The organism is Lactobacillus sp. YT155 (assembly GCF_030504545.1).
Taxonomy (GTDB): domain Bacteria; phylum Bacillota; class Bacilli; order Lactobacillales; family Lactobacillaceae; genus BQUT01.
Map to the genome: position 1 here is coordinate 26,489 of NZ_JAUKWP010000003.1, position 21,356 is coordinate 47,844.

A 21,356-nucleotide genomic window follows, 5' to 3' on the forward strand; every position below is an offset into this window, starting at 1 on the left:
ATGACTGAACAAAAAAGTAGACTTTCTGTGGTTAAGAACAAGCAAAAACAAAAAAAGAATCGGCGAAACTTCTTCAAGGAAAACAAAAAGAATCTTGTTATCTTTGGAGTAGTTTTTGTTGTCTTAATCTGTGCTTATTTTGGTTCTTCAGTTTCCAAAGTGAAAACAGTTGAAGTCGAAGGATTGAATGAATTAGGTGAACAACAGGTTATCGATGCTTCAAAGATTAATACCAATACGCTTATGCTTAGTGTTCTTTTTACAAAATCACAATATCAAGACAATATTTTGAACAACTTAAAATCAGTTAAGTCTGCTAGTGTTCAATTTAAGTCAATCAATCAACTAAAAATTCATGTGAAAGAATACGAGACAGTCGGTTACATTGCCAAGAATGATCAGTATTACAAGATTCTTGTTAATGGAAAAAAATTAACTCAAGGTCAAAAGTTGCCGATTGGAAATCATCCGATTTTCGTTGATTTTAAAGATAAAAAAATTCTGGATCAAACGATAACTGAATATAGTAAGTTAAATGCCAAGATGAAAAACTCCATTTCCGAAATAAAATATACGCCTTCTGATTTGAATAAATACAAGGCTAGATTGTTTATGAATGACGATAATGAGGTTATAGTAGATATTAGAACTATGAGGAAGAAATTAGTCTATTATCCTAGTATTTCGAGTCAGATGGGTAAAAAAGGTGTTGTTGATTTAGAAATCGGCGCATATTCTTATCCTTTTTCTTAATTTATTAGGTTAATAGTTCAAAATTAATCTCTTTTTATGTTAAACTTTTATGGAATATATAAAGTTATAAAAACTTTATAGTCTATGGGGGCAATTATGGATAATTCAGAAATTTTTGTGGGGCTAGACATTGGTACTAGCTCGATAAAAGTTGTTGTTGCCGAAGCTGTTACGGGTAAGGTTAATGTAATTGGTGTCGGTAGCCAAAGATCTGAGGGTGTAAGTCGCGGTGTTATCGTTGATATTGATAAGGCCTCAGAATCGATAAAAGCAGCCATTTCCAAGGCTGAACAACAAGCTAATTTAAAAATTGAAGACGTAGTAATCAATATTCCTTCAAGCATGCTCAAAATTGAGCCATGCCAAAGCATGATTGCTGTCGGTACACAATCAAGAGAAATTACCGAAGATGACGTTCGTCAAGTTATGACGGCAGCTATGGTGCAAAATCTTCAGGGACAAAGTGAAGTTGTTACATTGAAACCACTCAAATTCAGCGTGGATGGATTCAGCAATATTAGGGATCCTCGAGGCATGATTGGTGTGCGCTTAGAAATGAACGGAATTTTGTATACTGCCCCAAGAAATATCGTATACAATCTTCAATCAGCAGTTAAAAAAGCTGGTTTGAATATATCTCATGAAGTAGTTGCTCCAGTTGCCCTAAGTAATATTGCTTTATCTGAAGGTGAACGTAACTTTGGTTCAATTATTATTGAAATGGGTGCTGGTCAAACCTCAGCTTCTGTAATTCATGATAAGTCATTGAAGATGACAGAAGTTGATTACGAAGGTGGTAATCATATAACTCATGATATTTCGGTGGTTTTAAATACTAACGTTGAAAATGCCAGCCACTATAAGATTTATTATGGTAATGCTGATTCAAACTTGGTTTCAGATAATGAAGTTTTCCCAGCAGAAATTGTTGGTAAAAACGAACCAGAAAATGTTTCAACTAAGTATCTATCAGAAATCATTGAAGCTAGGTTAGAACAGATTTTTAGTCGACTCAAGACTAAGCTTGAAGAAAGTAATGCACTTGATTTACCAGGTGGTATAATTATTACCGGTGGGGTAGCTGCTACGCCAGGGATTGATTCATTAGCTAGCCGAATCTTCCAAGTTAATACAAAGGTTTATATTCCTCAACAAGTAGGAATGCGTTATCCAGCCTTTTCAATTGGATTGGGAGATGTTTATTACGCTGCAATGCTATCAGATATCGATAAGATTGCTAATAGTATTGTTACTGGTAATTCAATCGATCTTGGTGGTAATCAAGCAGCAAAAGAACCTACCAATACTCAAGGATTGATGGGAAGATTTACCAATAAAAAAGATTCACCTCAACCAAAGAGTACTAAAGAAACAAATAATCCTGCTGTTGATCGTCAAAAACCAGAAGTAAATAATCAATCAGTAGATAATAAAACTAAAAAAACAGGAAATGCAGTTAAAGGATTTTGGAATAAGTTTTTTGACTAAAAACTCTGGAATCAGATTAGGAGAGACATTGATATGGAATATTCATTAGATTCACAAAATAATACCTCAGCCGTAATCAAAGTTATTGGTGTTGGTGGTGCCGGCGGAAACGCTGTTAATAGAATGATTAAAGAGGGTATTAGTGGAGTTGAGTTTATTGTTGCTAATACTGATGTTCAAGCTCTAGAAAATTCCCAAGCTGAAAAAAGAATTCAAATTGGTCCTAAGTTAACTCGTGGACTAGGAGCTGGAGCTAATCCAGAAATTGGTGAAAAAGCAGCTGAAGAAAGTGAAACAGAAATTCAAGAAGCTCTTGCTGGAGCAGATATGATTTTTGTAACTGCCGGAATGGGTGGTGGTACTGGTACAGGTGCTGCACCTGTTATCGCTCGAATTGCTAAAGACAGTGGAGCTTTAACCGTTGGAGTTGTTACCAAACCATTTATCTTTGAAGGTCAAAATAAAGACCGCAATGCGATTGATGGAATTGCTAAGCTAAAGGCAAACGTTGATTCCTTAATCCTAATTGCTAACAACAAGTTGCTTGAAATTGTTGATAAACGTACACCAATCGATGAAGCTTTCCAATTTGCTGATGATGTATTGAGACAAGGCGTTCAAGGGATCTCAGATTTAATTACTTCAGCTGGATATGTTAACGTCGACTTTGCTGACGTTAAGACAGTGATGGAAAAACAAGGTGCTGCCTTGATGGGAATTGGTCAAGCAAGTGGTGAAGATCGTATTCAAAAAGCTACAAGCATGGCAATTTCTTCTCCATTACTTGAAGTTTCAATCGATGGTGCTGAACAAGTATTGATTAATATTACTGGTGGAGCAGATCTTTCACTATTTGAAGCCCAAGAAGCTTCCGAAATTGTCCAAGATGCTGCTGGTAGTGATATCAATGTTATCTTTGGTACTTCTATTGATGAAAACCTTGGTGATGAAGTTAAAGTTTCTGTTATTGCTACAGGAATTGACAAGTCACAACAAGGTGGTGGATCTTCAGTTGGAGGATTCAAATCATCATTTGGTTCAAGTGACAGTGCTACTGTTGCTCAACCAAATACACCTAATCAAACTGCTACAGAAAATAAATCAAATGAAAGTAACGATCCATTTGATATTTGGAATGACACACCAAAAGATCAAGCACCAGAACCAATGCCAACCAATGAAGAAGCTAATGCACAAACAAGTACTCCAAATGTTGACTCTCAAGAATTTGATCTTTTCAATGACAATTCAAACATTGATGAAATTAAAGATAGTGATGATTCTACACCACCATTCTTTAAGCGTAGACGTCCAGAATAGGAAAGTAGAGGACTAAGATTATGGCTTTTGAAAAACTAAGTAATTTCTTCGGTATGAGTGATGAAGAAAACTACAATACAAATAATGAAGTAAATGAAGAATATATCAGTGAAGAATATACTGATGAAAAAGTAGTACCTATGTCTGCTGCAAATAATCCTAAAAAGACAAGTAAAATTGTCATTTCAGAACCAGTTGCATATTCAGATACTAAAGATATTGCAAAGATGCTACTTTCAAATAAAGCAGTTATCGTTAACTTTTCTAAGATTGATGACAGTCAATCAAAGAGAATTGTTGACTTCTTGACAGGTACTTTGTTTGCTATTGATGGTGAAATCAAAAATGTTGGTGATAAAATTTTCTTATGTACACCACAAAAATTTGAAGTTAACCAAAGCAATTCAAATTAATTAAGTAAAAAAGGATAAAAGCATTGGATAGTATATTTATAGGTTTGCCTTATGTAATCGCACGATTAATTGGGGCTTACGAAGTTCTTATCATAATATATGCTTTATTATCATGGTTTCCGGGGGCGTATCGGTCTAAGTTAGGACAAATTCTAACAAGGATGGTTGCTCCTTTTTTAAATATGATAGATAGAGTTGTTCCATCAATTATGGGAATGAGTTTTGCACCATTAATTGCCATAATCCTATTAGAAATCTTAAGTAGAATATTGTTGAGTATTTTATAAAAATGAGCTCAGAATATTTTCGACCAGAAGAAGAGCGTTTCATTCAAAGAATGGAAGAGCTCTTTTTACGCGCAGAACAAAAAAACTATTTTCAAGTTACTAGCTTCTTAAATCAAAGAGAACAGTATATTCTTGAAAACATTAGTCATAACTATCCAGAAACAGATTTGTATTTCAATGGTGGCGGATATAAGAATGAACGTCAAAGAGCGATAATAGCTCCGAAGTATTATCAACTCGAAAAAAGTGACTTTCAAATTCAAGCAATTTCTATTCGTTACGCTGAGAAATTTAATAAGCTAAAGCATTCGCAAATTTTAGGTGCTCTCGTTAATTTAGGTATTGATCGTAATAGTTATGGCGATATTATTACCGATGGCCATTACTGGCAGTTTTTTGTCATTGATACGATGAGTGAATTAGTAGTTGAACAAGTGAAGAGAATTGGTAGTAATTCTGTCAGTTTGCACAAAATAAATTCTGATCAACTATTACTTCCTACTGACGATTATGAACTAATGAATATTGTCAGTCGTTCGTTTCGAGTTGATAGTATTACTGCTAGTGTTTTTAACTTCTCCAGGCAAACTGGCAAAGACTTAATTGCAAATGGCAAAGTAACTGTTAATTGGATTAAAACTAGTAAGGCGGATTATTTCATTTCAATCAATGATGTGATTAGTGTTCGTGGTTATGGCAGAGTTAAAATTAATGAGATTTATGGACAAACGCAAAATTCCAAATGGAAACTGAGTGTGAGTGCAATTAAGAAGAAATAATGACTGGAAAAAAAACAGTTTTTCCACTATAATCAGTAAAGTAAATCAAAAGACAAGTTTCAAAATTAACATTAAAGCGAGTCAACAAGTGGTGTGAGGTTGATAATGCTCTGGTTTTGAAATATCACTTTTGAATAAGTTATTAATAAAGTTTCAATTATTTAAGGTGGTATAGCGATTAACTCGTCCGTTTAGGGCGAGTTTTTTTATAGGAGGAAGTACATGAAGACAAAAGAAACTCTTAACCTAGGTGCAACAGAATTTCCTATGCGTGGGAACTTACCTAACATGGAAGCTACTTGGGAACAAGAATGGGAAGATAATGACCTATATAACAAACGTCAGGCATTAAACGAAGGGAAACCATCATATACATTACATGATGGACCTCCATTTGCTAACGGAAATATTCACATGGGTCACGCTCTAAACAAGATTTCTAAAGATATCATTGTCAGATACAAGTCAATGAGTGGTTTTAGAGCACCGTTTGTTCCGGGATGGGATACTCATGGACTTCCAATTGAACAACAATTAGCCAAAAAAGGTGTGAAGAGAAAAGAGATGACCTTGGCTGAATATCGTCAATTATGTTTCGATTACGCCATGGGTGAAATTGATAAGCAAAGAGCTGATTTCAAACGCTTGGGAATTTCTGCCGACTGGGAGAATCCTTATATTACTTTGCAACCAGAGTTTGAAAAAGAAGAAGTGAAAATGTTTGGTGAAATGGTCGAAAAAGGCTATATCTACCGTGGTAAAAAACCAGTTTATTGGTCACCATCATCGGAATCAACTCTAGCTGAAGCTGAAATTGAATATCATGACATTAAGTCACCTTCACTTTATGTTGCTTTCAAAGTAAAAGATGGTAAAGGAATTCTAGATACTGATACTTCCTTCATTATCTGGACAACTACACCTTGGACCTTGCCTGCTAATGTGGCAATTGCTGTAAATCCAAGATTTGAATACTCATTAATTAATGCTGATGGCAAGAAATACGTTGTTGCCACAGAACGACTAAATGCAATTACCGAAGCATTTGAATTCAAAAACGTTGAAACTCTAAAAATTATTAAGGGTAAAGACTTAGAAATGATGACTGCTCAACATCCTTTCTATGATCGTGATTCACTAGTGATCTTAGGTAATCACGTTACTCTTGATGATGGTTCTGGTTTAGTTCACACTGCTCCTGGACATGGTAGCGATGACTACAATGCGGGAATGAAATATAAATTACCAGTACTATCTCCAGTTGATGAACACGGAGTGATGACTGATGAAGCACCTGGATTTGAAGGCCAATACTACGATGATATCAATAAGCCAGTTGTCGAATTGTTAAAAGAAAAAGGAGCTCTTCTAAAATTAAGCTTCTTTACTCATAGTTATCCTCATGACTGGCGTACAAAGAAACCAGTTATCTTTAGAGCTACTCCACAATGGTTTGCCTCAATTGATCCATTTAGAGAACAAATCTTGGCTGAAATTCAAAAAGTTAATTTCTCACCTGAATGGGGTAAAACTCGTCTTTACAATATGATTAAAGACCGTGGTGATTGGGTAATTTCTCGACAACGCGCTTGGGGTGTACCACTACCAATTTTCTATGCTGAAAATGGTGACCCAATCATGACTAAAGAAACCATTGACCATGTTGCTGAATTGTTTGGTGAATTTGGCTCAAATGTCTGGTTTGAAAGAGAAGCTAAGGACTTATTACCAGAAGGATTTACTCATCCATCAAGTCCTAATGGTGAATTCACCAAAGAAACAGATATCATGGATGTTTGGTTTGATTCTGGTTCAAGTCATCGTGGCGTCTTAAAAGCTCGTCCAGAACTAGATTTTCCTGCTGATCTATATCTAGAAGGTTCAGATCAATATCGTGGATGGTTCAACTCAAGTTTAATCACTTCAGTGGCTACTAATGGTCAAGCTCCATATAAAAATATTCTCTCTCAAGGATTTACTTTAGATAAGAATGGTCACAAGATGAGTAAATCATTAGGTAACACAATTTTGCCTAGTGATATCGAAAAACAATTCGGTGCCGAAATTATTCGTCTTTGGGTGGCTTCAGTTGATACTAGTTCTGACGTTCCTGTGGGAGTAGATTCATTCAAACAAATTTCAGAAGTTTATCGTAAAATCAGAAATACCATGCGTTTCATGTTAGCAAATACCGATGATTTTGATCCTAAAACCAATCGAGTTGAATACGCTGATTTACGCTCGGTAGATCAATTTATGGTCTCGAAATTAAACAAATTGATTAACTCAGTTTTGAACAATTACAATAACAATGACTTCTCAGCTGTCTATAAAGAAGTTATGTCCTTTATTACAAATGAAATGTCAGCATTCTATCTAGATTTTGCTAAAGACGTTGTATATATCGATAGTGCTGATAGTCATGCACGTCGTTGCATGCAAACTGTGATGTATGATGCTGTGGTTAAAATCACTAAAGTGTTGACACCAATCTTGCCATTCACGATGGAACAAATTTGGAAATATCTCAAAGAAGATGAAGAATTTGTTCAATTGGCTGAAATGCCAGGTGAGGAAAATGCTGATGATGAACAACTACTTAACGATTGGCAAGCATTCTTGAGTATCAGAGATGATGTATTAAAATCTCTTGAAGAAGCCCGTAATAACAAGTTGATTGGTAAATCAATGGAAGCTAAAGTCATAATTTTTGCTGACGACGAAACCAAGACCTTACTTGAAGGACTAGATAGTGATTTGGGACAATTATTAATTGTTTCCGGATTCTCGTTGGAAGAAATGAGTGCTGCAAGTTCTCAAGCAGACGAATATCAAAACGTGAAAGTTTTGGTTGAAAAAGCTGATGGAGAAGTTTGTCAAAGATGTCGTATGACTAAGACAGATGTTGGTGAGGATACTCAATTACCTAATTTATGCCAACGTTGTGCTAAAATAGTTCATGAAGATTATCCTCAAGCAGTTGCGGAAGGACTAGAATAAATGTTTACAGGAAAAGTTACCAATTTTGATGCAAAAAAAGGGTACGGTTTTATTGAAGATGAAAAAGGTGAACGCTATTTTGCTTTCATCACTTCATTTAAAAATCGTGATGAGAAAAGAATCGTCAATAATTGTGAAGTAGAATTCGAAGTGGCGCCTGGCTTAAAAGGACCACAAGCTGTAAATATAAATTTGTTGTAAAATGAGAAGTACAAATAGGTACTTCTTTTATTTTTGAAAAAGGGTGTTCGTTATTATGAATAAAGATTTGAATCCGAATCGATGGAAAATATTGATTGCGGTTAATTTATTTACTTTCATGTCAGTGTTGGATGGAAGTATTGTTAATATTGCTCTTCCAGTTATGAGTAAAGATTTGCATGTGCCGATGAACAAGGCAGAATGGGTGGTTTCAATTTATTTAATTGTTATCTGTGCCTTTTTGATTTTATTTGGAAAAATTGCCGATTCAGTTGGTAAGACCAAAATTTTCCAATTAGGTGGATTATTATTTATTATCGGTTCACTGTTATGTGGAATTAGCGTCTCGTTTGAATTCTTACTATTCAGTCGAGTTGTTCAAGCAATTGGTGCGGCGATGACGATGTGTACCAATAATGGAATTATTACTGAAGTATTTCCTGCTAATGAACGTGGTCAAGCTTTAGGCTGGGTCGGATCGTTTGTTGCGCTTGGATCGATTGCCGGACCAGGATTAGGTGGAATGATTTTGGCAGTATTTCCTTGGGGATATATCTTTTTAGTTAATGTACCAGTAGGTGTCCTAGCTTATATTTTTGGAAGAATTTATCTTCCCAAAAAAGAGAACACCACACCTAGCAAAATTGATTTTCAGGGATTTGCTTATTATTTTATAGCGATTATTAGTCTATTTGGAGCAATCTTTGTTGGCCAAGAAATAGGCTTTGGTGATTTGAGAATAATTGCTGCCTTTCTTGTAGCAGTTATTATGTTTATTGTTTTTGTCCTCCGTTCAAATAAAACGAAGAATCCACTAATTAATTTTTCAATTTTTAAAAATGGTAACTTCACCATTAGTTTATTAGTCGGTTTTCTTATTTTTGTTACTAACTTCTTTTTTAACGTTATCTCACCATTCTATTTTCAAAATGCTTTAGGATTTTCAGCTGCTCACGCTGGATATATGTTAATGATTTTCCCATTAGTCCAAGTAATTGTGGCTCCGTTTGCGGGAAGATTATCTGATCGATTTAATTCGATGTTATTAACCATCATTGGTCTATCAGTAATCTTCATCTGTCAATTGTTCCTAATAACAGTCGGCTTAGATACTCCGTTATGGACGATTATGATTTTTATTGGTCTATTTGGATTTGGAAATGGTGTTTTCCAATCACCCAATAATTCAATTATTATGAGTTCAGTTGATTTCAAATATTTGGGAATTGCGGGAAGTTTGAATGCTTTAGCACGAAATATGGGTATGGTTATTGGAATTTCTTTAGCAACTACTATATTATTTAGTTCAATGAGTCATTCGGCTGGATATAAAGTCACAACTTACTTAGCTAGTCATCCTGATTTTTTCATTAGTGGAATGCACGTTGTCTTTATATCTGCCGCTATCATTTGTTTCGTTGCCTTAATTTTGACAGGAGTTCGTTGGTATAAATCAAATGCAGAACAAAAGTAAATTTTTCGAAAAGATTCTTAGTGAAAAAGAAATTTTTAAAGGACAGGTGGTAGACTTGTCAGTTCAAACCGTTGAACTTCCAGATGGTCAAACATCAACTAGGGAAGTTATTAAACATAACGGTGGAGTCGGAATCATCTTGTTTGCTGATAACAAGATTGCTTTAGTTCGCCAATGGCGTGCCCCAATGGAATTAGAGACCTTGGAAATTCCTGCCGGAAAAATCAATTTTGGTGAAACTGATTTGAAGTCAGTCGCTAAACGAGAATTACGCGAAGAAACTGGTTATGTGGCTAAAGATTTTGAAAAAGTTTCCCAATTTTATGGTAGTCCAGGATTCTCAAACGAAATTTTGTATTTATATAATGCTATTGAACCTGAAAAAGCATTTGATGAATTGAAATTAGACGAAGATGAATTTTTAAATGTTGAATGGTTTACGATTGAAGAAACTCAAGCACAGATCGACCAAGGAGTTATCTGTGATGCCAAAACAATGTTAGCTATTGATTATATTAAGTTACATAAAGGTAGAGAAAATGGATAATAACAATTCAAATTTTGAAACTGATGATCAAAAAAGATTAGAAGCAGAGCGCCAATACGCTAGTCAAAATCCTGAACGAATTGAGACTAATCGGCGAATTGTTGCACGTGAAAAGAAAAATAAACTAAAGAGTAAATTAAATAAAGCAATTCTAGTTGTTTTTGTTTTGATTATTATCGTTTATTTGATATTATTCTTTCTGTAATTTTTGAGGAGTTGTCATTATGAAAATCGGTATTATTATACCAATGGAACAAGAACAAAGACTTCTATTAGAGTCGTTAACAGATATTAAAGAAACACGGATTGCGGGAGTTACTTTTTATCAAGGAATCTATAATACTCATCAAGTTATCTTAGGTTTGTCAGGAATCGGTAAGGTTCAAGCAGCGATGACAACTTCAATAATGGCGGAAAAATTCCAGCCGGAAGTAATTATTAATACGGGTTCAGCCGGTGGCATCGGTCAAGGATTGAAGATTGGTGATGTAGTTGTTTCAACAAAGTTGGCTTATCATGATGTCGATGTTGAAGGGTATACTAAGGGACAATTACCTAATCAAGAACGTTATTTTGTAGCTGATGAACACTATGTTAACGAAATAGTAGTTGCCGCACAGAAAAATAATTTATCTGTGCACGAAGGATTAATTGTAACTGGTGATCAATTCATTGGTGACAAATCGAAGAATCAAACAATTCTCGCTAATTTTCCTGAAGCGTTAGCCAGTGAAATGGAAGGTGCTGCAGTTGCACAGATTTGTAAGAACTTCGCAATTCCTTTTGTGGTAATTCGCTCAATGAGTGATGTTGCAGACGATAATGCTAATGTCGATTTTGATGAATTTGTGGTAACGGCTGGCAAAAACTCCGTACAAATTCTTTTAAGTTTTTTAGATAACAATTAAACGAAGATAAAGGTGGTAAGATGAAGAATATTTATTTGAATTATGCTGCCACCACTCCAATGGATGAAGCGGTCATTGAAGTGATGACTGATGAAATGAAGAATAATTTTGGCAATGCATCGACACCTGATTTCACAGGTCGCAAAGCCAAGGCAGCTTTACAGAAAAGCCGTCAATTGATTGCAAAAAGAATTAATGCTAATGAAAAAGATATTGTCTTTACCAGTGGCGGAACCGAATCAAATAATACCGCAATTATTTCCACTGCTTTATCAAGAAAAAATCTTGGTAAACATATCATTAGTACGCAGATTGAACACGAATCAGTTATGAAGCCACTAGCATATTTGGAATCGATTGGTTATGAAGTAACGTATTTGAAACCTAATGAAGCTGGTGTTGTTACCGTTGAACAAGTGCAAGCTGCCTTAAGAGATGACACGATTTTGGTTAGCATTATGATCGTGAATAACGAGATTGGTTCCATAATGCCGGTCAAAGAAATTGGTGAATTGTTAAAAGATCATCAGGCACTCTTTCATACGGATGCGGTTCAAGGTTTGGGACTATTGGAGATTGATGTTGATGAATGGCAAGTTGACTTGCTATCTACATCGGCTCACAAAATTTATGGACCAAAGTTTATTGGTTTCCTTTATATTCGTGAGGGTATCAATTTACCATCTTTTATCAAGGGTGGTGACCAGGAAACTAAACGTCGAGCAGGAACTGAGAACGTTCCCGCAATCGTTGGTTTTGCCAAAGCGGTTGAAAAATTAGAAGATAGTAAACAGTTAGGCGAAAAGTATTTAGGATTCAAACAAAGCATTACAGAATATTTGAAAAATAATCAAATTGATTTTGAAGTAAATGGTTCAATCGACGATCCTACTCATGTGCTAAATCTTTGGATAAAAAACGTGAGTCGTGATATTCTAATTACTAGACTGGATATGGTTAATATCGCTGTTTCTGGAGGATCGGCATGTACTGCTGGATCTTTAGAACCATCGCATGTATTAATGGCAATGTTTGATAACGATGCGCGAATCAATGAATCAATTCGCATTAGTTTTGGTAAAATGACTACACAAGACGAAATTGATTCCTTCAATCAAGCATTAATGGCAATTGTTCAGGAATTAACCGATAAAGAGGAGTAAAGATATGGCACATTTAGTTGACCAAGTAACAGGGGATAAACAATCTTACAAAATTTCAGATAAAATAAAAAAATATACTTTGAAAGATGTTGGTTTTACCGAAACTAATAACGGAAACTTTGTCTTCGATCGCCCAATTGGTGATTCACCATATGATGCTAATTTCAGATTGAAAATTAGTATTTCTAAAGACTTTGACAAACTAAGAATGTCCGTAACTGATATGTCGGGACTAACTAATATTGATATTTCAAAATTAAAAGATAGTGAACAAATGGTTGAACTATATCAATATATTTTAGATGACTTTGTAAACAGAGAAATTTTAGAGAAGAATTAGAGGAAATAATATATTATGACAAAAAAGCAGCGTGTCGTAGTCGGTTTGAGTGGTGGAGTTGACTCTTCAGTGAGTGCTCTATTACTTAAAGAGGCTGGCTATGACGTTATTGGTGTGTTTATGAAGAACTGGGATGAGACCAGTGATTCAGGAGTATGTACAGCAACAGAAGACTACGAAGATGTAGCTAAGATTGCTGAACAGATTGGAATTCCATATTACTCAGTTAACTTTGAGAAAGAATATTGGGATCGTGTTTTCACATATTTCTTAGATGAATACAAAAAGGGCCGGACACCAAATCCTGACGTTATGTGTAATAAAGAAGTTAAGTTTGCAGCCTTCTTAGACTATGCAATGAAACTTGACGCTGATTATATTGCCATGGGTCATTACGCACAAATTGAAAAAGATGAGAACGGTGTGGTTCATTTGCTTCGCGGAGCTGATGATAACAAGGATCAAACATATTTCTTGAGTACTGTTAGCCAAGAGCAATTACAAAAAGTAATTTTCCCAATTGGACATTTACAAAAATCACAAGTTCGTGAGATCGCTAATGAAGCTGGACTTGCAACTGCTAATAAAAAGGATTCAACCGGAGTTTGTTTCATTGGTGAGAGAAACTTCAAGCAGTTCCTTAGTGAGTTTTTGCCAGCTCAACCGGGTAAGATGATGACACCAGCTGGTGAAATCAAAGGTGAGCATGCTGGTTTGATGTACTACACTATCGGACAACGTTCAGGACTTGGTATTGGTGGTAATGGTAAGTCAAATGATCCTTGGTTTGTAGTTGGTAAAGATATGGAAACCAACACTTTGTATGTTGATCAAGGATATGAGAACCCAGCATTATATGCCGAGGAATTGGTAGCATCTGATTTGTCATTCAATACACCATTTAATTATGATGACGAATTCAAATGTACAGCTAAGTTCAGATACCGCCAAAAAGATGTTGGCGTGACTGTTAAGTTGCTTGATGATAACAAAGTAAAAGTTATTTTCGACCAACCAGTAAGAGCAATTACACCAGGACAGGAGGTTGTTTTCTATAATGGTGACGAGTGCTTAGGTGGCGCAACAATCGATGCTGCCTATAGTAACGAGAAAGAATTACAATACGTTTAATCAATTAAAGAAGCCCAAAAGTGTGCTTCTTTTTTTATTGTCTAACTTACTCTATAATGTTGTTATATCTAAAATTAGGAGATTTTTTGTGACTAAATTTTATTTCATACGCCACGGGAAAACTAAATGGAACTTAGAAGGACGATATCAAGGAGCTCACGGGGACTCGGAGTTATTGCCCGCTAGTTATCAGGATATTGAATACCTAAGTGAATTCTTAGCAGATGTAAAGTTTGATAAGGCTTATACCAGTCCTTTAAAACGAGCAAAAACAACTGCTGAAACTCTTATTAAAGATTTGGGCCAAGATATTCCCATTGTTATTTGTGACGACCTGCGAGAATTTGATTTAGGAATTATGGAAGGTGAGAAATTCTCGGACATGGAAGCTAGATTTCCAGAATTAATCTTGGCTTTTCGTAATAGTCCTAAAGACTATCATCATGAAATTGTTAATGGCGAATCTTTTGATGAAGTTATTACTCGCACCAATAACTTGATTAAGGGAATTGCTAAACGAGCTGACGGCGATGAAAATTTCCTTATTGTTAGCCATGGAGCAGCTTTAGTGGCAATGATTAAATCCTTGCTAGGGCTTAAAATTGCTGACTTACGCAAAGATGGTGGGTTATCAAATACTAGCGTTACAATTTTAGAATCAGATGATTTCGGTAATAGTTTTTCAATGTTGGAATGGAATAACACTTCATTTCTACACAAGAAAAATGATCCAACAGACACAATCTAGGTGATGAATTTATGAATGAAATTTCGCACGATGCAGCAAAACTTTATGAAAATGATGAAAAAGAACAAGCTGTTATCTTGTTAGCTAAAGAACTAGAAAAGAATCCTCAACAATTAGAATTAATTCTCCAACTCTCGACTTACTTAACTTATGGTGGTGAGATGGAACAAGCTGAAGAATTACTACTAAAATCAAAGAACTATTTCCCTAATGAGCCCTTGATTGATTATAATCTCGGTAACGTTTACTACAATCAAGGTGAGTATGAAAAAGCGCTAGCTATATTTGAACAAATAGATTCAAATGATGCTCTATTCATGAAAGCCCAATGTTTCTACAAATTGGGAGACAACAATCATGCTTTAGTTTATGCAATCACGGCTAGTGAGAATGTTAAGGAAGAAGAGAATTTTCGGCTAGTAGGTGATATTTTGCTTCGATTAGGCAATGTGAATCAAGCGAAAACTTACTATGAACAAGCAGTTGCCACAAATAAGAATGAAATCAATACATTTGACTTGGCACTCTGTAAGACGGTGCTAAACGAAGCGGATGCAAAAAAATATTTTGCTGAATCAAAAGCAATCAACAGTCAATACTACCATGACAATATTCAAAAGTTAGAGGATGTACAAAGACTGATTAATGGAAATCAATAAAATATGGATATAAGTGAAGATCAGAACTATATAGTCGGAACAGTTGAAGCAATCTTTTTTGAAAATCCGGACAACTTTTTTAAGATTATTCTGGTAGCAGTTGATGAGACTAATACCTCATGGAATGAACCTGAAATTGTTGTAACCGGCTATTTTGGTGATCTCACAGAAGAACGTGACTATGAATTTGTAGGTGAGTTAGTTAATCATCCTAAATATGGTCAACAATTCAAAAGTGAATCATATTCACAAAAGAAATTAACTGATAAAAAAAGTATTGTTAACTATTTTTCTAGTGATTTGTTTTCTGGAATTGGTAAAAAAACCGCCGAAAAGATTGTTGAAGTACTAGGTAATGACCCGATTGAAACCATTCTTAGAGACAAGTCTAGTCTTGATAAGTTGAAGTTGAGTAATGATAAAAAAGAAATGATTTATGAACAAGTTCAAGCCAATCATGAAGTTGAACAAATATTGCTTGAACTTAATAAATTAGGAATTGGTAACACGATTGCTACCAAGATTTATCAAACTTATCACTCACAAACTCTGGAAACTGTGATGAATAATCCCTACAAGCTAGTTGAAGATATTAACGGGATAGGATTCAAAAAAGCCGATTCAATTGCTGAAGAATTGGGATTTGAAGTTGATAATGATTTTCGAATTCGTGGAGCAATTTTGCACGTTTTGAACTTACTGTCATCGATTGAAGGTAATACTTATGCTGATGAAACAGTTTTAAAAGAACAAACTCAAAAACTCTTAATGAGTAGTCGCTTTACCGAAAATGTTGAAGAAAAAATCGCTACGCAAGTGAAGCAATTAGTTACTGATGGTTATATCGTTAAAGAAGAGCAACGATTATATTTGAAATATTTATATGATAGTGAATGGAGTATTGCTAGCGGGTTGAAGTTACTAGCTGATAGCTATGAGCAAGAGCTCGATGAAGATGAGCTTGAACAGGCGGTTCAAAAATCGGCTAAACAGCTTAAGATAAGCTATGATGATTCACAAATTGAAGCTATCAAAATGGCCCTAAAGAATCCAGTATTTCTCTTGACCGGTGGACCGGGAACAGGGAAAACGACAATTATTAACGGAATAGTGGCAACTTTTGCTAAATTACATAAAGAAACATTGAATATTGCAGACTATAAGAATAATGATTTTCCAGTCGCTTTAGCGGCACCAACAGGACGTGCAGCTAAACAAATGACTGACACAACTGGACTTCCAGCTAGTACCATTCATCGATTGCTGGGATTAAATGGTAGTGATGATATTAATGAAACTACCGTTAGTGAAATAACCGCTGACTTAATTATTATTGATGAGATGTCGATGGTGGATGTCTCTTTGTTCAAACAATTACTCAGTGCTATTAATCCAGGCAGTCAGTTGATTTTAGTTGGTGATAAGGATCAGTTGCCTTCAGTTGGACCAGGTCAAGTTTTTTCAGATATGATTGAAAGTGAAGCATTACCAACTAAGAAACTGGATTTCATTTATCGTCAAGACAGTGATTCTTCAATAACTAAGCTAGCGCATGATGTAAATGAAGGAATCATTGATGATGAATTATTTAGGAACTTTTCTGATCGTAGTTTCATTGAATGTAATGACCGCCAAGTTCCAGAAGCAATGGAACAAATTATTAATCGTGTGAAAGAACGAGATTTTGATATTGATGATGTGCAAGTTCTAGCACCAATGTACAAGGGAAATGCGGGAATTGATAATCTCAACAATATCATTCAAAATATTTTGAATCCATTAACGCCCAATAAAAAAACCGTAAAATTCGGCAATATTGATTACCGGATTGGCGATAAAGTTGCACATCTTGTTAATAATCCGGAGAATAATATTTTTAACGGAGAGATTGGTGTTATTACAGGAATCACTTATGCAAAAGACAGTGAAGATAATAATGATGAGTTACATTTGAATTTTTCTGGTCAGGAAATTATGTATCCACGTTCCGACTGGAGTAAAATTACGTTAGCATATTGTACTTCGATTCATAAAGCTCAAGGTAGTGAGTTTGAATTAGTCATTATGCCGTTAGTACGCCAATCAAGAAGAATGTTGAAGCGGAATTTGTTATATACTGGAATTACCAGAGCTAAGTCAATGTTGATTATGATGGGTGACAAGCAAGCATATATCGATGCGATTAAAGATGTTTCTAGCAAGCGTGCTACTACCTTAATTAATCGAATGCGTGATACATTCAAGATTGAAAAAGCAACAACTGTTGTTGATACGACAGATTTAAATTATGAATTAACGAATGATATTATTTTAAGTAACGATGTTGATCCAATGATTGGGATGGAAAATATCAGCCCTTACGATTTTGTTAAACAGGAGTAAAAAATGGACGAAAGTGCCCGAGAAAATTTAGAAATAAGATCAGTTGAGACCAAAGATGTTGAACAGTTTAATGATTTATTACGGTACGTCTTTCAAGTGACCGAAAAAGATTTATCTGAGAGCGGCTATGAAGATGGTGAGATTCAAAGAGCCAAGTTGCCAGTTATTACCGCTTCAGATGTTATTGGTTGGTTTAATGAAAAAGATGAATTAGTCTCTCAACTTGCCGTGTATCCATGTAAAGTAAATATTCATGGAAAAATTTTTGAAATGGGTGGTTTGACTGGAGTTGGAACCTATCCAGAATATGCCGGACAGGGTTTAATGCACGACTTGGTTAAACTTGCTTTACGGCATATGAAAAAGCGCGGACAGCTTATTTCTTATCTATATCCATACAGCATTCCTTTTTATCGTAAAAAAGGCTGGGAGATTATGTCTGATCATCTGACGTTTGAACTAAAAGATACTCAACTTCCTAAGACTAAAGAAGTTAGTGGTAGAGTTGAACGTACTGAAATTGATGATGCAGATATTTTTGCGACCTACGATCGTTTCGCTAAGCAAAACCATGGTTCAATGATTCGAAACCAATTAAATTGGGATGAATATTGGCGCTGGGAAAATGAAGAAGAGCGAATGGCGGCAATTTATTATGACGAAAACAACCAACCTCAAGGGTATGTTTTATATTGGATTGCTAATGAAGTTTTTCATATTAAAGAATTAATTTATCTACAACAAGAAGCACGAGTGGGATTATGGAATTTTATTAGTGCCCATTTTTCAATGATTGATAAGGTCAAAGGGAACATCTATAAAGATGAACCGTTAGCTTTCTTATTAGACGATGGTGATATTAAAGAAACAATTGAGCCGTACTTCATGGCCCGAATTGTTGATGTGAAAGAGTTTCTAAAACAATATCCGTTTGAAGAAAAAGGTAAGGACTTTCATTTCAAAATTACTGATCCATTAGTTGAAGAAAACAATGGATTTTTTGGAATTAGTTGGCAAGGAAACAAAATAGAAATCACTGATGAGGCGATTGGAAACGAAGTGGAATGTGATATTCAAACTCTGACCACGATGCTGATGAGTTACAAGCGACCTTCTTATTTAAATAAGATTGAACGTCTACGTGCAACACATGCTGCAGTCAGAGAATTGGAAAATATAATTCCGATTGAAACTCCGTACTATTCCGATTATTTCTGAGTTAGATTATGAATAAAAAGAACTGATGTTATCAGTTCTTTTTTTTGTGTAGAAATTTTTGATGTATTTATGAAAGTAATGTAACCATAATTATATTGAAAATATTAGATATTAGTGATAATATGACGGTGTTTATATATATATAAATATATATACTATAATTTATTTGGAATAGGAGAAGGATATTGAAAAATACTAACAAGTATAAATATATTTCTTTAGCATCAATTATCTTGATGCCTTTTGGGGCAACAGCTGTCAGTGCTGTTGAAAGTACTACTACAACTGATAAGAATGAACCAGTTCAATCAGAGGTTACTGACAAAGCTTCTGATTCAGAGACAAAGAATGAATTACCATCGTTGAAAAAAAATAATGACAGGACAGAAAAAGCTAATAAAGAAAAAAGTATTCCTGCCTCTATCGGAGTTACTCCACTAGCAGCTCTACCAACAACAATGAATTGGGGTGGAATAACAATCTCAATTGCTGCTGATGGTACATTAACTATTCCTGGTGGAACAATTAGTAATCCTCCTGCTCTTGCCGCATTTATATCAAAAAATACGGTCGAGTCGTCTAAAATTACTAAAATTGTGATTGGTGGCCCACTCACGGTCACGGGTAATGCAGACTCAATGTTTGCACTTTTTAGTGCAACAAGTATTGAAGGAATGAGTAATCTAAATACATCTGGTGTTACTTCAATGCACAATATGTTTCAAAATTCAGATTTTACCTCTCTTGATTTAAGTCATCTTGACACTTCCAATGTTACTGATATGTCAGGTATGTTTGCCCAATCAATGTTACCAACTATTGATGTAAGTAAGTTCAATACTGCCAAAGTTACTAATATGAGTGGGATGTTTTACAGCGCCATTAAAGTGGCAACACTTGATATAAGTAATTTTAATACATCAAACGTTACTGATATGTCAAAAATGTTTAGCTATAACAAAGTAATGACAAGTTTGAACATTAAAGGAATCAACACTGCAAACGTTACTAATATGTCTGATATGTTTGCTAATTCAGATGGCCTAACTACTCTTGATGTAAGTGGATTTAATACTGCCAAAGTTACTTCAATGAGCAGTATGTTTGCTGGTTTAGATAAAATAACAACACTAAATGTTTCAGGTTTTGATACATCTAACGTTACTGACATGACTTGGATGTTCCAAGGAAATAAAAAATTAGCCAATCTTGATGTCAGCAAGTTCAAAACTGGCAAAGTTGAGACTATGCAAGCAATGTTTAGTACCGACGCTGCACTTACAAAAATTGATGTAAGTAATTGGGATACATCTAATGTTACAAATATGAATTATTTGTTTTATGGTACTGGGGTGAAGGAACTTGATGTTAGTCACTTCAATACAGCCAAAGTTCAATATATGGATAGCACATTTAGAGCTATACCGGCATTAGAAAAACTTGATTTATCAAGCTTTAGTGATGCAAGTATTGTTAAAAGAACTAACATGATGATGACCGGGAGCGCATTGAAAGAATTGAAATTAGGTAATAATTTCAATATGACATCTTCTTCTGGATTAGTTGATCTTCCTGTAACTGATCGTTATTCAGGAAAATGGCAAAGTGTCGGAACAGGTACAGTTGATAACCCTAAAGGTGATCAAGTTTATACCTCAGCTGAACTAGCTAATAACAACTTCAAAATAAGTGGTGCTGATACTTACGTCTGGCAAAAGAATGCTGGTAGTGATGTAACAGTCAACTATGTTGACGAAGAAGGAAACAAAATTGCTGAAGACTCAATTGTTTCTGGTTACTACGGAGATATGTTTGCTGTAGATCCAATTTCAATTTCTGGATATACGTTTAAAGAAGCACAAGGTGGAATTTCTTCTGGATCATTCACCGACTCACCTCAAACAATTACATTTGTTTATACCAAAGATGTAATTCCTGGTGGAGATGTAACAATTAAATATGTTGATCCTACAGGTAAAAAGATTGCTGATGATACAGTTCTAAAAGGAAATATCGGTGAAACATTCACAACCCCAGAGCCACCAGTAATAAAGGGTTATACTTACAAAGAACTAATCCAAAACCCAATCGTTAAAACTGCTAAGTTTGCAGCATTTAGTTCAGTAGCTGCTAAACCAGCTATGGTAGGAACATTTACTGCTGATCCACAATCAATTAGTTTTGTTTACACCAAGGATCCAGTTGCTCCAGTTGATCCACAAAAACCAGTTGAAAAGACTATTGTGAAAACAGTGGTTAAAGAACTTCCTCGAACAGGTGTTAACGAAAATCTTTCAGTTGTTCTTTCAATTGCCGGAATTACATTAATTTCAATGATTGGTTTAACGACTTTCAAAAAAATTAAAAACTAGATGAATTGAGTAACTGTACGAAACACTTGCTGTTAAGGTAAGTGTTTTTTTATTTTGGATTTTGATGTAAAAAAAGGAATTATCTTAAAATTATCCTGCGATAAAATACTATTGCTAGCATTCGTAAAAAATGATAATATGATTTTGTTTATATATATAGAAGTATATATGTT

20 protein-coding genes are annotated in these 21,356 nt (G+C 34.9%); all 20 read left to right on the forward strand.

Features of this window, described 5'->3' with window-relative positions; all coding sequences use genetic code 11:
* On the forward strand, window positions 1–753 hold the full coding sequence (locus tag Q2T76_RS04265) for a cell division protein FtsQ/DivIB (RefSeq protein WP_302084285.1): 753 nt from the start codon (window positions 1–3) through the stop codon (window positions 751–753).
* A 96-nt stretch (window positions 754–849) separates the two neighbouring features.
* Complete coding sequence (gene ftsA / locus Q2T76_RS04270; protein ID WP_302084286.1) at window positions 850–2,241, forward strand: cell division protein FtsA; 1,392 nt, start codon at window positions 850–852, stop codon at window positions 2,239–2,241.
* Window positions 2,242–2,274: 33 nt separating this feature from the next.
* Window positions 2,275–3,561 carry a cell division protein FtsZ gene (gene ftsZ, locus Q2T76_RS04275; protein ID WP_302084287.1) on the forward strand — a complete coding sequence of 429 codons (1,287 nt, stop codon included), beginning with the start codon at window positions 2,275–2,277 and terminating at the stop codon, window positions 3,559–3,561.
* Between the two features lie 20 nt (window positions 3,562–3,581).
* Window positions 3,582–3,974 carry a cell division protein SepF gene (locus tag Q2T76_RS04280; RefSeq protein WP_302084288.1) on the forward strand — a complete coding sequence of 131 codons (393 nt, stop codon included), beginning with the start codon at window positions 3,582–3,584 and terminating at the stop codon, window positions 3,972–3,974.
* A 44-nt stretch (window positions 3,975–4,018) separates the two neighbouring features.
* Window positions 4,019–4,261, forward strand: coding sequence for a YggT family protein (locus Q2T76_RS04285; protein WP_302084481.1), 243 nt, complete (start codon window positions 4,019–4,021; stop codon window positions 4,259–4,261).
* Between the two features lie 2 nt (window positions 4,262–4,263).
* A complete protein-coding gene (locus Q2T76_RS04290) occupies window positions 4,264–5,040 on the forward strand; it encodes an RNA-binding protein (RefSeq protein ID WP_302084289.1) in 777 nt (258 codons plus the stop codon).
* A gap of 222 nt (window positions 5,041–5,262) precedes the next feature.
* The gene (gene ileS / locus Q2T76_RS04295; RefSeq protein ID WP_302084290.1) at window positions 5,263–8,040 is read left to right on the forward strand and encodes an isoleucine--tRNA ligase; all 2,778 of its coding nucleotides are present in this window, start codon (window positions 5,263–5,265) and stop codon (window positions 8,038–8,040) included.
* Window positions 8,041–8,241 carry a cold-shock protein gene (locus tag Q2T76_RS04300; RefSeq protein ID WP_302084291.1) on the forward strand — a complete coding sequence of 67 codons (201 nt, stop codon included), beginning with the start codon at window positions 8,041–8,043 and terminating at the stop codon, window positions 8,239–8,241.
* A gap of 55 nt (window positions 8,242–8,296) precedes the next feature.
* Complete coding sequence (locus Q2T76_RS04305; protein WP_302084292.1) at window positions 8,297–9,715, forward strand: MFS transporter; 1,419 nt, start codon at window positions 8,297–8,299, stop codon at window positions 9,713–9,715.
* Window positions 9,699–10,262, forward strand: a complete 564-nt coding sequence (locus Q2T76_RS04310; RefSeq protein ID WP_302084293.1) for an NUDIX hydrolase — start codon at window positions 9,699–9,701, stop codon at window positions 10,260–10,262. Before Q2T76_RS04305 ends, Q2T76_RS04310 begins: the two co-directional genes overlap by 17 nt.
* Window positions 10,255–10,467, forward strand: a complete 213-nt coding sequence (locus Q2T76_RS04315) for a hypothetical protein (protein WP_302084294.1) — start codon at window positions 10,255–10,257, stop codon at window positions 10,465–10,467. The genes Q2T76_RS04310 and Q2T76_RS04315 overlap by 8 nt, the downstream gene beginning before the upstream one ends.
* A gap of 19 nt (window positions 10,468–10,486) precedes the next feature.
* Entirely contained in the window at window positions 10,487–11,170 is a 684-nt protein-coding gene (locus Q2T76_RS04320) for a 5'-methylthioadenosine/adenosylhomocysteine nucleosidase (protein WP_302084295.1), read from the forward strand.
* Between the two features lie 20 nt (window positions 11,171–11,190).
* Window positions 11,191–12,333, forward strand: a complete 1,143-nt coding sequence (locus tag Q2T76_RS04325; protein WP_302084296.1) for a cysteine desulfurase family protein — start codon at window positions 11,191–11,193, stop codon at window positions 12,331–12,333.
* A 4-nt stretch (window positions 12,334–12,337) separates the two neighbouring features.
* Window positions 12,338–12,673: a cysteine desulfurase gene (locus Q2T76_RS04330; RefSeq protein WP_302084297.1), complete on the forward strand. Its 336-nt coding sequence runs from the start codon at window positions 12,338–12,340 to the stop codon at window positions 12,671–12,673.
* 15 nt (window positions 12,674–12,688) lie between these two features.
* Window positions 12,689–13,804: a tRNA 2-thiouridine(34) synthase MnmA gene (mnmA, locus tag Q2T76_RS04335; RefSeq protein ID WP_302084298.1), complete on the forward strand. Its 1,116-nt coding sequence runs from the start codon at window positions 12,689–12,691 to the stop codon at window positions 13,802–13,804.
* Window positions 13,805–13,892: 88 nt separating this feature from the next.
* Entirely contained in the window at window positions 13,893–14,552 is a 660-nt protein-coding gene (locus tag Q2T76_RS04340; protein ID WP_302084299.1) for a histidine phosphatase family protein, read from the forward strand.
* A gap of 11 nt (window positions 14,553–14,563) precedes the next feature.
* Complete coding sequence (locus Q2T76_RS04345) at window positions 14,564–15,211, forward strand: lipopolysaccharide assembly protein LapB (protein WP_302084300.1); 648 nt, start codon at window positions 14,564–14,566, stop codon at window positions 15,209–15,211.
* A 3-nt stretch (window positions 15,212–15,214) separates the two neighbouring features.
* A complete protein-coding gene (locus Q2T76_RS04350; protein WP_302084301.1) occupies window positions 15,215–17,593 on the forward strand; it encodes an ATP-dependent RecD-like DNA helicase in 2,379 nt (792 codons plus the stop codon).
* 3 nt (window positions 17,594–17,596) lie between these two features.
* Window positions 17,597–18,811, forward strand: a complete 1,215-nt coding sequence (locus Q2T76_RS04355; protein ID WP_302084302.1) for an enhanced intracellular survival protein Eis — start codon at window positions 17,597–17,599, stop codon at window positions 18,809–18,811.
* A 185-nt stretch (window positions 18,812–18,996) separates the two neighbouring features.
* Window positions 18,997–21,183 carry a BspA family leucine-rich repeat surface protein gene (locus Q2T76_RS04360; RefSeq protein ID WP_302084303.1) on the forward strand — a complete coding sequence of 729 codons (2,187 nt, stop codon included), beginning with the start codon at window positions 18,997–18,999 and terminating at the stop codon, window positions 21,181–21,183.
* Window positions 21,184–21,356: the final 173 nt, after the last annotated feature.

Coding starts and splice junctions, on each gene's coding strand:
- Q2T76_RS04300 (WP_302084291.1), top strand. CDS start 8,041: ATGTTTACAGGAAAAGTTACCAATTTTGATGCAAAAAAAGGGTACGGT.
- Q2T76_RS04350 (WP_302084301.1), top strand. CDS start 15,215: ATGGATATAAGTGAAGATCAGAACTATATAGTCGGAACAGTTGAAGCA.
- ileS (WP_302084290.1), top strand. CDS start 5,263: ATGAAGACAAAAGAAACTCTTAACCTAGGTGCAACAGAATTTCCTATG.
- Q2T76_RS04310 (WP_302084293.1), top strand. CDS start 9,699: ATGCAGAACAAAAGTAAATTTTTCGAAAAGATTCTTAGTGAAAAAGAA.
- Q2T76_RS04325 (WP_302084296.1), top strand. CDS start 11,191: ATGAAGAATATTTATTTGAATTATGCTGCCACCACTCCAATGGATGAA.
- Q2T76_RS04305 (WP_302084292.1), top strand. CDS start 8,297: ATGAATAAAGATTTGAATCCGAATCGATGGAAAATATTGATTGCGGTT.
- ftsZ (WP_302084287.1), top strand. CDS start 2,275: ATGGAATATTCATTAGATTCACAAAATAATACCTCAGCCGTAATCAAA.
- ftsA (WP_302084286.1), top strand. CDS start 850: ATGGATAATTCAGAAATTTTTGTGGGGCTAGACATTGGTACTAGCTCG.
- Q2T76_RS04280 (WP_302084288.1), top strand. CDS start 3,582: ATGGCTTTTGAAAAACTAAGTAATTTCTTCGGTATGAGTGATGAAGAA.
- Q2T76_RS04320 (WP_302084295.1), top strand. CDS start 10,487: ATGAAAATCGGTATTATTATACCAATGGAACAAGAACAAAGACTTCTA.
- Q2T76_RS04290 (WP_302084289.1), top strand. CDS start 4,264: ATGAGCTCAGAATATTTTCGACCAGAAGAAGAGCGTTTCATTCAAAGA.
- Q2T76_RS04315 (WP_302084294.1), top strand. CDS start 10,255: ATGGATAATAACAATTCAAATTTTGAAACTGATGATCAAAAAAGATTA.
- mnmA (WP_302084298.1), top strand. CDS start 12,689: ATGACAAAAAAGCAGCGTGTCGTAGTCGGTTTGAGTGGTGGAGTTGAC.
- Q2T76_RS04330 (WP_302084297.1), top strand. CDS start 12,338: ATGGCACATTTAGTTGACCAAGTAACAGGGGATAAACAATCTTACAAA.
- Q2T76_RS04265 (WP_302084285.1), top strand. CDS start 1: ATGACTGAACAAAAAAGTAGACTTTCTGTGGTTAAGAACAAGCAAAAA.
- Q2T76_RS04355 (WP_302084302.1), top strand. CDS start 17,597: ATGGACGAAAGTGCCCGAGAAAATTTAGAAATAAGATCAGTTGAGACC.
- Q2T76_RS04345 (WP_302084300.1), top strand. CDS start 14,564: ATGAATGAAATTTCGCACGATGCAGCAAAACTTTATGAAAATGATGAA.